General features: G+C 37.1%; 14 protein-coding genes and 1 tRNA gene. 12 read left to right on the top strand and 3 right to left on the bottom strand.

The window, feature by feature from the left end; genetic code table 11:
* Positions 1-257 precede the first annotated feature (257 nt).
* The 10 genes from A37Q_RS0102670 (at position 258) to A37Q_RS0102625 (ending at position 5,995) form a co-directional block, all read left to right on the top strand.
* Positions 258-1,349: a hypothetical protein gene (locus A37Q_RS0102670; RefSeq protein WP_018298725.1), complete on the top strand. Its 1,092-nt coding sequence runs from the start codon at positions 258-260 to the stop codon at positions 1,347-1,349.
* A 41-nt stretch (positions 1,350-1,390) separates the two neighbouring features.
* Positions 1,391-2,098 (top strand): phosphoribosylaminoimidazolesuccinocarboxamide synthase, encoded by a 708-nt coding sequence (gene purC / locus A37Q_RS0102665; protein WP_018298724.1) that lies wholly within the window; start codon positions 1,391-1,393, stop codon positions 2,096-2,098.
* A gap of 8 nt (positions 2,099-2,106) precedes the next feature.
* A complete protein-coding gene (locus A37Q_RS0102660; protein ID WP_018298723.1) occupies positions 2,107-2,892 on the top strand; it encodes a phosphodiester glycosidase family protein in 786 nt (261 codons plus the stop codon).
* A 177-nt stretch (positions 2,893-3,069) separates the two neighbouring features.
* Positions 3,070-3,273, top strand: a complete 204-nt coding sequence (locus A37Q_RS0102655) for a hypothetical protein (protein WP_018298722.1) — start codon at positions 3,070-3,072, stop codon at positions 3,271-3,273.
* A 1-nt stretch (position 3,274) separates the two neighbouring features.
* On the top strand, positions 3,275-3,400 hold the full coding sequence (locus tag A37Q_RS16515) for a hypothetical protein (protein ID WP_018298721.1): 126 nt from the start codon (positions 3,275-3,277) through the stop codon (positions 3,398-3,400).
* Between the two features lie 6 nt (positions 3,401-3,406).
* Positions 3,407-3,640, top strand: coding sequence for a hypothetical protein (locus A37Q_RS0102645; RefSeq protein ID WP_018298720.1), 234 nt, complete (start codon positions 3,407-3,409; stop codon positions 3,638-3,640).
* A gap of 8 nt (positions 3,641-3,648) precedes the next feature.
* A complete protein-coding gene (locus A37Q_RS0102640) occupies positions 3,649-3,882 on the top strand; it encodes a hypothetical protein (protein ID WP_018298719.1) in 234 nt (77 codons plus the stop codon).
* A 187-nt stretch (positions 3,883-4,069) separates the two neighbouring features.
* Positions 4,070-4,894 carry a 7-cyano-7-deazaguanine synthase gene (locus tag A37Q_RS0102635; RefSeq protein WP_018298718.1) on the top strand — a complete coding sequence of 275 codons (825 nt, stop codon included), beginning with the start codon at positions 4,070-4,072 and terminating at the stop codon, positions 4,892-4,894.
* Positions 4,894-5,721: a DUF2797 domain-containing protein gene (locus tag A37Q_RS0102630; RefSeq protein WP_026196478.1), complete on the top strand. Its 828-nt coding sequence runs from the start codon at positions 4,894-4,896 to the stop codon at positions 5,719-5,721. Before A37Q_RS0102635 ends, A37Q_RS0102630 begins: the two co-directional genes overlap by 1 nt.
* A gap of 187 nt (positions 5,722-5,908) precedes the next feature.
* A tRNA-Leu gene (locus A37Q_RS0102625) sits at positions 5,909-5,995 on the top strand.
* 1 nt (position 5,996) lies between these two features.
* On the opposite strand, the gene A37Q_RS0102620 is transcribed toward A37Q_RS0102625, so the two are convergent.
* Positions 5,997-7,493 carry a pre-peptidase C-terminal domain-containing protein gene (locus tag A37Q_RS0102620; RefSeq protein ID WP_154648606.1) on the bottom strand — a complete coding sequence of 499 codons (1,497 nt, stop codon included), beginning with the start codon at positions 7,491-7,493 and terminating at the stop codon, positions 5,997-5,999.
* Between the two features lie 416 nt (positions 7,494-7,909).
* Positions 7,910-9,556 carry a hypothetical protein gene (locus A37Q_RS0102615; RefSeq protein WP_018298715.1) on the bottom strand — a complete coding sequence of 549 codons (1,647 nt, stop codon included), beginning with the start codon at positions 9,554-9,556 and terminating at the stop codon, positions 7,910-7,912.
* Positions 9,557-9,912: 356 nt separating this feature from the next.
* Here A37Q_RS0102615 and A37Q_RS0102610 point away from each other — a divergent pair, with 356 nt between their 5' ends.
* Entirely contained in the window at positions 9,913-10,497 is a 585-nt protein-coding gene (locus A37Q_RS0102610) for a hypothetical protein (protein ID WP_018298714.1), read from the top strand.
* Positions 10,498-10,500: 3 nt separating this feature from the next.
* Here A37Q_RS0102610 and recN read toward each other — a convergent pair whose 3' ends face one another.
* A complete protein-coding gene (gene recN, locus A37Q_RS0102605) occupies positions 10,501-12,162 on the bottom strand; it encodes a DNA repair protein RecN (protein ID WP_018298713.1) in 1,662 nt (553 codons plus the stop codon).
* Positions 12,163-12,285: 123 nt separating this feature from the next.
* Here recN and A37Q_RS0102600 point away from each other — a divergent pair, with 123 nt between their 5' ends.
* Entirely contained in the window at positions 12,286-13,467 is a 1,182-nt protein-coding gene (locus A37Q_RS0102600; RefSeq protein WP_018298712.1) for a BaiN/RdsA family NAD(P)/FAD-dependent oxidoreductase, read from the top strand.
* Positions 13,468-13,481: the final 14 nt, after the last annotated feature.

Below are 13,481 nucleotides of genomic sequence, written 5' to 3'. Positions count from 1 at the left end.
CAGTGGAAAAGTGAAATCACTAATTTTTATGCAACTCATAACTTATGGTTATATTTAATTTTAATAAGTGGTATTTATTGATTGTGGGTGTGGTTTTTGTCAGAAGTATTTAGCTTAACAAAATAGCTCTTATGGCGTTTGCTTGGTTATCTTTATAAAACTCAAGCTGCTAAGTTGAAAGAGAAATTGCCAACAAACCATAAGTGTTTTTTTCAAGATTGTGTATAATGAGCTAAATTTCTTTAATATAGTATGATATGCAGTTTAAAAGAGTTACAGCATTAGCGCTTATTGCCACAACTGTGGTTACCCTTGCCGGATGCTCAAGCCTTGGAAACTTTTTCCGCAATCGAGACTTTGATTATTCGCGTGAAAATGTAACACAAAGTAAGCCGCTTGAAGTGCCAAAATCCGTCTCTGAAAATCCAGACATTCACCCAGTATTAACTTTGCCACAAGCCAAAGAAACAAGTTTCACAACCAGTGAGCCTGATAAAGCTGAATCTTCTTTATTACCACCAGGCTATCAGAATGAGTATGATACCAATTATCTCCTTCAACAACAGATGATGGTAGTGAATGCGACAGTTCATTACGATAGTGATAATCAAGCAAAATTAACTATCGATGAGCCATATAAACTAAGCTGGGAGCTGGTAAAAGAGGCGCTTAATAAAAAATCACTCGATGTTAAGCTCTTAAAAGAAGATAAAGACAATAGTCGATTTGTTATCCAAAGTAATAAAGATAAAGTTTCGTACTATGTTTTCCTATCACATGTTAAAAATGAGTTTAGAAAAACAGAAGTTTCATTATTCGATATGGATGAAAAGCCTGTTACCAATGACAAGGGAAATGCGCTTATAAAATCACTGGAAAAACTTATTTCAGGGCAAAAATTAACTCAATCAATGTTGGTATCAACAAGCTATGGATTTATCAACACAACATTAGGGTTTAAGTATCAAGTCTATATTGATGATAAGGTGGCCTCACTTGTGTTTGTTGGCGAAAAAGCTGCGGTTGAAAAGGCGTTGAAGCAGGCAGTTGAAAGTGCTGGCTATAAGTATGTAGCGTATAATAAAAATGATCAAACAGTGCTCATTAAAGATAAAAAAGATCAAAGCTATCTATTGTATATTTATGATCATACAGTCACAGGCTCTATCTTCAGTGACATGACAAATTGGCGTACTTTCTTTAGAGAAGAGCAGCAGCAGATTCGTGTCTCAGTGTTTGATACGAAAAAGATACTGCTTCCAATAGATCAATCACGTCCGATTTTGGATGCGATTGCTGAAAAACTGCCAATGAATAAAAAAGCGTTATCAACAACAGATAAATCTTAAAACTAAAAAGTTAAAAACAACACAATTGAGATGATACAAAGATGAAAAAAGCATTACTGCATCAAGGTAAAGCAAAGTCAGTATATGAAGCAGAAAATGACCATGAAGTTGTCATTGAATATCGTGATGATGCCAGTGCATTTAATGGTGTTAAGTTAGCCTCTTTGCAAGATAAAGGACGTGTGAATAATCTTTTTAATGCCTATATTATGGAGCTGCTTGAAAAAGAAAATGTAAGCACACATTTTGTAAGGTGCTTATCTGATCATGAAAGTTTAATGAAGAAACTTGAGATGATTCCAGTTGAGTGCGTTGTTAGAAACTATGCAGCGGGTGGAATATGCAAACGTCTTGGACTTGAAAAGGGCTTGAAGTTTGACACCCCTGTGTTTGAGTTCTTTCTTAAGGATGATCCGCTTGGGGATCCTATGATTAATGAGTCGCATATTTTAACCTTTAATTGGGCGAGTCAAAAAGAAATTGATTGGATGAAAGCAGTCACTTTACAGGTAAATCAGATATTGTCAGATGTTTTTGCAAAGGCAGGTTTGTTGCTTGTTGATTATAAGCTTGAATTTGGACGCTTTAATGGCAAGGTGCTTTTAGGTGATGAGATTTCACCAGATGGTATGCGCTTATGGGATAGTAACACGTTAGAGAGCTTTGATAAGGATCGCTTTCGCCAAGATATGGGTGATGTTATCGGGCATTATAAAGAAGTGGCAAGTCGTATTGGCTTAAGCTTATAATTATCTGAATGTTGCGCTTTATAATAGCACTTATTGCAGTGGCTCTTGTTGGTCTTGTTGGTCTCACCAATGCCTTTGGTTATGATCACAGTAGTACATGGCAGCTAAAAGAGAAAAGCACCGAGAGACTTTTAAATAATATAGGGATGTTGTATCACTTTAATGCCTATCAATATAAGCACTTTCCCGTTGCGCTTACGCTGATTAAAATCAATCAAGATAAAGCGCGTGCATCGCTTGTTATACAAGATAAATCAAATATTCAACCATTACAGGAAATTGCCATGCAAAGTGGCGCGATTATTGCCACAAATGGTGGTTTTTATCGTGAAAACTTTTTGGTTAATGGCCTTTTGATTAGCCATGATAAAAAATACTCTCGTCTTGTTAAAAACTCATTACTGTCTGCGGTTGTTACGATTAGCCAAAAGGGGATAATTAATCTCTATAAAATAGGGGATAGCGGTTATAATGATGCTTTTTGGGCATTTCAAGCAGGACCTATTTTGGTTGACAATAATCACCCTCAACAAAAGCTTGATGATAGTGCAATTGCAAGGCGAGTTATCTATATCACTACCAATCAAGGTTTATATCTTGCGCTATTGGATGGCGCAACCTTAAATGAAAGTGCCAATATTCTTACAAGCGTCGCTAATAAGCTCAAGCTTCAGATTCATCTTGCTGTGAATTTTGATGGTGGCAAGGCTGCGGCTTTTCGTATTCAAACAGATAACAAGATACTTTCTCATAGTGAGCTTGTTCCTGTGAAATCTATTATCTTAATCAAGTAATCAGCAGATTTACAAGCTTTTGAGCATAGCAAGATGAAGGGCTTTCAAACAATAATTTGACAATTTAATATTTGTTTTGTGTATAAAAAATGTTACATGATGATACATATCTGAAACTGTATTTATTGAATAAGTTTGTTAGCATTGTTGCAGTTGTTGAATGCTAGGAGCTTGACCGTGAAGAAAAGAAATAGATATCAAAAGCTTAAACTAAGTGCGTTTGCTTTTACAGTAATTTTCGCATTACTTGTCCTATTTGAATTATTTGTTATTACCGCTGAGCGTGAGTCATTTGACTATCAAAAAGTAGATGATCAGTACTTATTGTCTCAAGGGCATGATATTGGCAAATATAGCAGTATTTTTGCCAGAGGCGTGTAATATGCTAAATAAAGTCAAAAAAGCAACGAAGTTTATTGTAGTAGCTATGACAAGTATTTTTGTCGGGTTTTTTAGTGCATTACTGTATCTGACTTATGCAGAGCAATTTAGATACCTTTATGGTTAACATTAGATGCTGAGGGCTCAAAAGCAGGGAAAGTTATCTCTATGCATAAAACTATTATGCTTTTTTGTGGTTATGCTTGTGCTTTATTTTGCCGTGTTTTTTTTCGTTATAAAAACGGGGCAGTCTGATAAAAATGAGTCAGCGGCGCCTGTGCCATTAAATACTGGATCGAAAGAGGCTGGAGATATAAACAATTTACATATGAATGTAAAAAAATCGTCAGTTGATAATGTGGATTAAGTATTGATATGCCAGTGGTAGATAAAAAAAGAAAAAACAGATTATTTATATGGGTGTGGCTACCTTGCTCTGTTATTACGGTCGCTTTGTTTTATGGAGTGATTGTTTCGTTTTTGCTAACAGATTCTCGTGAAAATAAAGCAGAAGAAAAGCAGTTTTTTAACGCTTCGGTGACAGCTGAGAATGATCTAAATGGCCTCAGAATGACTTCAGATCCACCTTATGCCGTGGGGGCATCATAAGAAAAGCCTTCGTATAAACCTATCATTATGCGCAAACTGACTGTTAAATAGCTTACCGCTAGATATTGACAGTTAAAAAAGCGTGATATTGCCTAGGTGGAAGGCTTTTCTTTATGTCAGAAATGGTAAAAATACTTAAAGCGTGGTAGGATTTTGGCATAGCTAAAAACCAAATTTGCCAAATAATATGACTACAAAAAAATATGCAGTGCTGTCACTATCAGGTGGCATGGACTCAAGCTCTTTATTACTACATCTCCTTGCCCATAACTATAGTGTCTTTGCCTTGTCTTTTGATTATGGTCAGAAACATAAGACTGAGCTTATGTGCGCGCAAAAGCAAGTGAAGTTGCTTCAAGATAAAGGCTTTGATATTCACTATAAAGTGATTACATTAGAGGGACTTTCTTCGCTTTTAAGTTCAACCCTAATTGAAAATAATGCTGAGGTGCCAGAAGGGCATTATCAAGAAGAGACAATGCGCCAAACAGTTGTGCCAAATAGAAATAAGATTTTTAGCTCAATTATTCAATCGGTAGCACTTTCACTGGCAGTAGCAAAAGACACTCAGGTTGAGATTGCTATGGGAGTGCATGCGGGAGATCATCAAGTATATCCAGATTGCACAGAAAGCTTTAGAGATAAAGATTATGCAGCTTTTTTAGAGGGAAACTGGGACAGTGAGAAGGTTAGTTACTATTTGCCTTATATTAATGTTGATAAATCACAGGTGCTAGAAGATGGGCTTTTGGCCTGCCAGAGTCTGGATCTAGATTATAAAGTGATATATCGAAATACCTTCACCTCATATAAACCAATTATGCATGCCGGAGAGATCTATAGTGATTATAAATCCAGCTCGTCTATTGAGCGAATAGAGGCTTTTATGCTGCAAGATATTGAAGATCCTATTAACTATGCCGATGAAAATGGTCCTGTTGATTGGCAGAGAGTTTGTGAACATGCCTCAGTGGTGATTGATGAGTTTAAAAGGAAAAGTAGTGCATGTTAATTAATACGACACTACATTTACATAAAATGGATAGTGCTTTAGATGCTGAGAATATGGCTCAATATGCACTGAGAAGTAACAACGAAGAAATTGTAGTAAATGACTATCTTTCTAAACAAATAAAGATTCAATTTCTCTCTGAGATAAACTGTATTGGTTGTGGTAGGAAAACAAAGAAAAGCTTTAATCAAGGCTATTGTTTTGTTTGTCTTCGTTCTAAAGCGGCTTGTGATAGTTGTATTATTAAGCCGGAGCTTTGTCATTATGATGAGGGAACGTGTCGAGAGCCCACTTGGGGGGAGGCTCACTGTCTAAAGCCTCATTATATTTATTTGGCAAATACATCAGGTTTGAAAGTAGGGATTACGCGCGAGAAAAATGTCCCCATGCGTTGGATTGATCAAGGTGCGGTAGAGGCGCTTCCTATTCTTGAAGTAAACCAGCGCCTTTTGTCAGGTGTTATAGAGGTTGCACTTAAAAAGCATGTGGCTGATAAAACAAGCTGGCAAAAGATGCTTAAAGGCGCGCCTGAAGAAGTGGATTTATTATCTTATAAAGAGATGTTTTTAAATGAAGTTGCTGAAATACTAGATGATATCACATCTGATTATGGTCAAAACGCAGTTTCATTTGTTGATAAAAAACCAGTTCGTATTCGCTATCCAGTGTTAAGTTATCCACAGAAGGTTAAATCATTTAATTTGGATAAAGACCCACTCGTGGAAGGGCAGCTTTTGGGAATTAAAGGCCAATATTTAATTTTAGATAATGGGGTGATTAACCTTCGCAAATTTGCAGGTTATCGATGTGATTTACAAATTCTATAAGCGTAGGGATTAGATCATTATTGCAAGCGGTTTCATGGTCAATATGCTTTTAATATTTGCTAAAAATATAAACTGGGTAGTATGCGATTTATACAGAGATTCTAAGGGCTGATAGATATTTATTTGAAAGTGGAAATAGTGTTTGACATGTAAAGAGATTTCGTTAGAATGAAAAACGCTTCAACTTGCCGGGGTGGTGAAATCGGTAGACGCGCCGGATTCAAAATCCGGTATCCGAAAGGATGTGAGAGTTCGAGTCTCTCTCCCGGCACCATTTATTTTAATATTTCAACATATACCTCAATCCAAGGATGCTTATCTGTTGGGTGAGTGCCTTTGGCGATGGGGGTGATGCGAAAACCACCCCAATGATCTTCGTAAGTTTGGTTGATTTGTAACTCAGAGTCTGTTTGATCTTCAGCCCACCAACCAGGTGTTTTGGAGCCGGGTGTCATATCTAAAAGATACGATGTGGTTTCCCAAAAACGCTTATCTTTTTCATTAGCAAAATAGCCCTCAAGGTTAATAAGTATCCCATTTTTTGTGTTTGGATAATGCGCATTTGTTGTCCTATATTCTAGCCAGTATGTATAGCGTTTATTGCCTGATTGAATTCTAAGTCCAAGTGGCAAATGCTCATTGGTTTTTTGGTCAAATGCATAAATGCGGTAGGTGCCTGAGCTTTGAACTAAAGGCACCTCACGTTCAGAGACCCAGTTGAAATACTTTTTATAAAGCAGGTTATATTCTTGCATAGAATAAGCACCCATTCCCATCATGCTGTATACATTGCCATAGTTAAGGCTCTCTTTTTCATAGTTCCCATCGCCAATAACTCTACCTTCTCCCGCCTCTAATGCTTTGGCATGGCGAAGACCAAGTGCATGTCCTAGCTCATGTGCAATCACACCTGCATGATAATGATAGAGTTCCATAATAGGTGGCGCAGCACTGGAGTTGTAGTTTCCTACTTGTGGTGCTGTGATCATAATCACATTTCCTTCACCTGGCGCGTTAATATCAACACCGCGCTCTTTAATTTTTGCGCTGTATACCTCTCGCCAAGCATGATAATTATCATCAAATGTTGCTTTGGGTTGATCGATTACAATGACAGGTTCTGATAGATCATAGGTGAGGTTAAATTTGTGATAGGATTGTGCGCTATAATATATTTGAGCTTTTTGTAAATCCGCTAAAATATTGTTCCAGCTGAAATCAGCATCAATAAATGAAAAACGAAAAACTTTGATATGAGCAAAGTTATAAGGATAGCCTTTATTGCCTTGAGATCCATTACCCAGCGTGCGACAACTCGTTGCACCTAAATCAACAACCAAGGAGGCGCCATGCTTTTCACCTTGTATCATAATATACTGCCAATATCCCTTGGGGGATGAAACAACAATACATTCATTATTGCCAAGCGTTGCTGATTGGTAATCATATGTGTCGCTTGTTGGCCAACTGTTGTTTTTTGTATATATCGAAAGATCACCACTTCCATAACCTGTAGTGATACTAAGTGAGCTATAATTAGAAGCCTCGGGAAGATACAAATAATTGATATTATCATCTGCTAAACAAATACTTTTTCCTGTAGTGAGCTGGTTACCACTAAATGCCGATTGATATTTACAAATATCTTGTAATAATGCCTGATCTTGTGATTCTATATGCCTTATTTTTTCATCTTGTGGAAGTTGCGCATAAGCAAGTATAAGCATACCGCTTAACACAATAGCCATGAAAATTCTAAAAAGAGAAACCATAAGTATTACCTCCTCAGCTGGCAGCTGTAAAAAGACGATAATTGGTAGTCGGGGTTAAATGGGAGTTGATATACCACCCGCAAACCATTTTACCCTATTTCTGCCATTGAATTTCTTGTTCTTTTGAGTCATCAGATATTGCTAATAGTCCGAGCTATTACCTGCAACCTAATGACTCAAAACTATCAAAAACTTCTTCAACATTAAACACCGCAAAATGATTCGCGAGTGGTATATGATAGGTATAAGTTGTTTGTAAATGCAAATGTAGACCAAAAAAATCCAATTTTTTATCATAAAAGGACTATATATTGACAAAATCAGACAGTTTTTATGAGTTTTGTTGTAACTATGCCTATAGCGATGAATATATAAAAAAGGCAAGAAAAATAATTTACAGTAATTAGTATCTGCCTTTATGCGAGCTTGAGCGTTGCGATCGTACCAAGGCTTTGATTCCAATAGTTAAATATATCGCGCAAATAAGTCAGTTCTTTGTTTTTAGTTGATGCGATAACAGCATCATTTACAATGGTTGTATTTAGTTCATGCGCAAAGGCCTTAGTGTTATTCTCAAGGAGTGTATAAAATGAAAACTCGCCCTTTGATCCACCAAACATGCTGGTATTTTTTAAATGTTTAAAGCTATATTTGAGACAATCTATAATTTGATAGATCGCATGTTGATATAATTTTTTCTTGAAAGAGGCGTCAAGCTTGTCGCGCAAGATGCGTGTGGTTTTAATAATGATTTCCACCTGTGTAATAAAAAGTGCATAATAAATCACACGGATTCGTCCTGTTTTCCCATGCCATCCATCACGGTAGTGAAGTGAATTTGCAAGGGTTGCTTCACCCCAAAAATTGATTCTGCCTTCTGTGGTAAAAGGATCTAATAAATACTCTGCCTTAAATTCTAGCTCTTCACCAGTGCGTGCAAATTTATAATTCCAAGCATCTTTTTGATTATCAGTATGATGGTGATATTGATCAATACTCTGTTGGAAGATGCTTAAAAAATAAGTGGCGTATTGATAGAGATAATAATCACTATCAACATTTTGCTTAAAGCTGCCATTAGCGGATGTGTCTAACTTGGCTCTTAGATTTTCTTTATTGACTTCGCTTTCAAGTGCGGTAAAAAAGTTATATAAAAGTGGATCTGTATCAATGGTTTGTCTGGTTTGTGGCGCTGCTTGAACAAGTAATTCTTTGAACTTGAGAAGAATATTATTTAGGTTTCTGTCATAGGTAGGTAAAAGCATTTCCTCTGGTGCTACCTGCTGAGGGATGGCCTTAAGTTTCTTTTTTCCTGTTCCATTATACATTTCAATTTCAGTGCCTTCTTCCCAGCCAGTTGAAATTTTTTCGCTAAGGGAAGTCTCCCATTTAGCAATTTGTGTAATAAAGTGCTGCCATTTGTTTCTACTGTGATGTTCAGATTTTGACATCCAGCCACCATGATCAGAAATAAAAGGATTATCTGAGCGGTGATGGTGTGGCATGTGTGAAAAATTCACCCATGATTGGAAAAACCGCCGAATATTAGCGTCAGAGACTTGAGCGCTGCACTTTCTATGACCATAGTCTGATAGGTTAAATAGATTAATCATCGGGTCTACTAAAAAACGAATAAAATGATAGCAAGAGGTTCTACCAAGATTCGCACCACTATTTCGCTCAGTTTCCATAAACTTCAAATCATTATCCAGATCATAGAGATATTCACTATGGGTAAAGTGCTTTTGACTTAGATGCTTCATTCCAGAGAACATGTGCTCTTTAAACCCAGTCCCCAAAAGCCCCATAACTAGCTTTGGATCAGAGCAAATAAGTCTGTTATGTGAGCTCATTCTAACGTTAAACTTGAGTAAAATCAGATTGATTTTCAGTGCGTTTTCCTGATTCTCTTTCCATTTGTTATGATAAAGTGAGGTCGCTTTATTCACTGCGGCAATGACAGATTCAAAGATTTTTTTATAGTCTCGCCGTTGTGAGCCATCCACAATATCACGCTGCAAAGGACGGTAATCCATGACCTTTTGCATATGTAATTTACTCATCATTTCCCTTATTAAGCTCTGCACCTATTAATAGCGTAACAGTGAATTGTTACAGTAATATTACAAAACCGAAGTGGGTTGTTTGGTTATAATAAATACAAGTTTACAACTTTATACTTCCATTATGCCTGCAAGTGTGATTATTATAGGGAAAGCAAAATAAGCTATACTTAAACTTGTAGCATTATAAGCCGTTTATTCAGTTAATGGTAAAGTTGAAAGTGGTTTATTGAAATTTTGCCAAGCTTTATTAGTAATGATGTTTTGGCTTGTTAAACTTGTTATAGAGTAAATATAGAGTAGTAGCACTTTTTTAAAGCGCTATAACTGAGTGAAAATATAAAGATAGATATGTGATGAAGTTAATTAAACGATTAAAACTTTGTGTAGCTTTGGGCGCTCTTGTTGGGGGAGCAAGTTATGCCTATGCTACTCAAAACAGCTCCACCTCCGTAGTTCAAGAGACCAAAGCAAGCATCACAGTGCTTATGCCGGCTTATTGTGCTTCTTCTGAAAGCAAAATGTATGTTAAATACAAAAATCATGGTGGCGTAGAGGCAGAGAGTCAGTTTAGTTATATATCACAGAAATTGACTAACTATATAATCAACAATGCAGATATCTCTTATTTACAATTGTTGTGTGCAAGTCCAAAGCCGCAAAACTATCCTTTGGTACATTTAACCATTGCTAAGAATTTAATAAACAGTACCTCAAAGAGAGCCCACCTTGGTACACTTGGTCTTATCGTTAAAAAACCAATGCAGGCTTTATCGCCCAATCAGTCAAAGGCAGCGCTATTGTCGGTAATGTGGGATAAAGGAAAGCTGAAAGTGGTTGATAGAAAAACTAAAAAGCCTGCCTTTTCATTTGCTGGATTAAATTGCCGCGCAACGACCACTCAATCATCCAATAATGTGCTTATTAAGTGTAAATATTAATCATTAGTGTGAGTGAAAGCGCTCATACATCTCTTTTGCATGTTGAAGGGTTTTTTCAGTTAAATCAATGCCTCCAATAATGCGCGCGGTTTCTTCTATGCGCTCTTGTGGATTCAGCTCAATAATTTCAGAGTAGGTTTCATTTTTAAGATGTTTTTTTCTAATATGATATTGCTGATCTCCTTGAATGGAGACTTGTGCTTGGTGGGTGATGCAGATAATTTGTGCATTTTGGGAAACTTCCTTTAAAAGACTGCCGACAATTTCAGCTGTAGCACCACTGATCCCAACATCCACCTCATCAAAAATAAGTGTTGGTGGTGCAATTCGTTTGGAGGCTACCACATGAATAGCAAGACCAATTCGACTTAACTCGCCACCTGATGCGATTTTATCGAGACTGCCAGCCTCAGTATTATTATTGAAGTTGATTAGAAATTCACAGTGATCTATTCCAGTGACGCCTTTTTGCGCTGAGGTTTTAAGCTGAACATTGAAACTGCCCGTTTTAATATTAAGCTCTCTTAATATTTTAAGGACTTCTTTGGCAAATCCTTTGCTTGCTGCATGGCGCTTTGTTGAAATGCTTTGCGCTTCTTTTTGGTATGTCTCAGCAATTACCTGTTGCTCTTTAATAAGCGTATGTAACTTCAAATGACTATCATGCATTTGAGCTAATCTTTTTTCAATATGAGCCAAATGCTCTGATAGTCTTGAAGGTTCAATCTTATGCTTGCGTGCTAGAGCATAAATTTGCTCAAGTCTAGATTCAATCTCTCCTAACTTTTGTGGGTTAATTTCAAGCGATTCAAGCTGTTGCTTGGCCTCATCATGTGTCTCATTTAGATATAAAATGCTTTGCTCAAACAGCTCTTTTAATGTTTTAAACTCATCATGTGTATTGTGTGAACTAAGAAGCTGTGTTAATTGAGAAATCTGGTTGATAATACTCTGATCGCTCTCATACAAATGTTCAATAATCTGAGAGAGTGTTTGTGTTTTATTTTCAGCATTTGCCAATGCGCTATGCTCATGATCTAACGTTTCCAACTCATCGTCTTTTAGGCTAAGCTCATTTAGCTCCTCATGTTGATAGCTAAGTAATTCTTTCTCTAAAGCCTCTTTTTCAATGTGGCTTTTTTCATGATCAATTTTTTTCTGTAGCTGTGTGATTTTGTGATAAAGTGTCGCAAGCGCTTGAACCTCAAGTGTAATGCCAGCATAGCTATCTAAGCGTTCCAGTTGTGTGGAGTTTTCTTTCAAAGAGTGATGCGCATTTTGTCCATAAATACTGATAATATGCTGAGAGATAGCTTTTAACTGTGTAAGTGTCACGGGTGTGCCATTGATAAAAGCTCGTGTTTTACCATCTTTGTAGATCACTCGTCGTAAGATACACTCCTGATCACTACCTAAGGCATGCTCTTTGAGAAAGGCTTTGGCTTTAGGGATTTTAGCGATTTCAAAAATTGCTGAGATTTCAGAGGGCAGCTCTTTTGGGATAAGTGTTTTGTCTATGCGAGCGCCTAACACAATCATTAAAGCATCAATTAATATCGATTTTCCAGCACCGGTTTCACCCGTAATGGTGCTCATGCCTTTTTTAAAATGTACTTCAGTTTGTTTGATTATGGTGAAGTTGCTGATAGATAAGTAGTTTAACATAATCTTTTTTCTTTTATTTTCTATGAATACAATAAAAATGCTTAGGAACTTGTGCTAATTATGATAGTTTTGCACGATATTAAGCAAATGAAATTCACAACTTTGTGATGAAAAGTTATTAGTATGAAACAACAAGTTATCATTATCGGTGCAGGAGCCTCGGGTTTGATGTGCGCAATAGAAGCAGCAAAACGAGGGAAAAATGTGCTTGTGATTGACCATGCCAATAAGGTGGGCAAAAAAATCCTGATGTCAGGCGGTGGGCGTTGTAATTTTACCAATTACTATGTTGCTCCAGAGAAATTTCTCTCACAAAATGCGCACTTTTGTAAATCTGCATTGACGCGTTACACGCAGTGGGATTTTATTTCACTCGTTGAGCGCTATCAGCTTCAATATCATGAAAAGACCTTGGGGCAGCTTTTTTGTAATGGGAAATCAAAAGAGATTGTGGATATCTTGCTTGATGAATGCAAAGCGTATAACATCACCATTAAACTGAATACAAAAGTCACTAAGATCAATAAAAATGCTCAAACAGAGAACTTCTCTGTTACGACAAATGATTGTCAGTATTTAGCCGATAAGCTTGTCATTGCGACAGGCGGTTTGTCGATTCCGACGATGGGTGCGAGCGGTTTTGGCTATGATATTGCTAGGGAATTTGGCTTGAAGGTACTTCCGACAAGAGCGGCGCTTGTGCCATTTGTATTATCCGAGAAAGATAAGCGCCTTTACAGTGAACTTGCAGGTGTTTCAGTGTTTGCCAATGTCAGCTGTAATCAAATGAGTTTTGAGGAGAATATTCTTTTTACTCATAGAGGGCTAAGTGGACCTGCTATTTTGCAAATTTCTTCCTTTTGGCAGCCAAAGGATCATATCACTGTCACCTTACGGCCAGATATTGCCCTAGTGGAATATATCCTAAAGCAGCAAAAAGAGGGCTCTAAACAGCAATTGAAAACTATTTTGGAGAGCGTGTTTCCAAAGCGCTTAGTCTCTCATTTTGTTGATGAGAAGCTGCTTAGTAGCAAAATTGCTGCGTTAAAAGCGATTGATATCCAAAATATTTCAGATTTATTTCAAAAATGGCAAATTATGCCTTGTTCAACCGAGGGGTATCGTACAGCTGAAGTGACTTTAGGTGGCGTGAGTACAGATGAAATCTCCTCCAAAACATTTGAAAGTAACAAGGTTAAAGGCTTGTACTTTATTGGTGAAGTGTTGGATGTAACAGGCTGGCTTGGAGGGTATAATTTCCAGTGGGCGTGGGCTTCTGGCTGGGCTGCAGCGCAAGCGCTTTAATTTTTGTTTTCTAC

This window comes from Fangia hongkongensis FSC776 = DSM 21703 (assembly GCF_000379445.1).
Lineage (GTDB): Bacteria > Pseudomonadota > Gammaproteobacteria > Francisellales > Francisellaceae > Fangia > Fangia hongkongensis.
The sequence above is the reverse complement of the archived record's forward strand: the minus strand, read 5'-3'. Positions and strand labels throughout refer to the sequence as shown.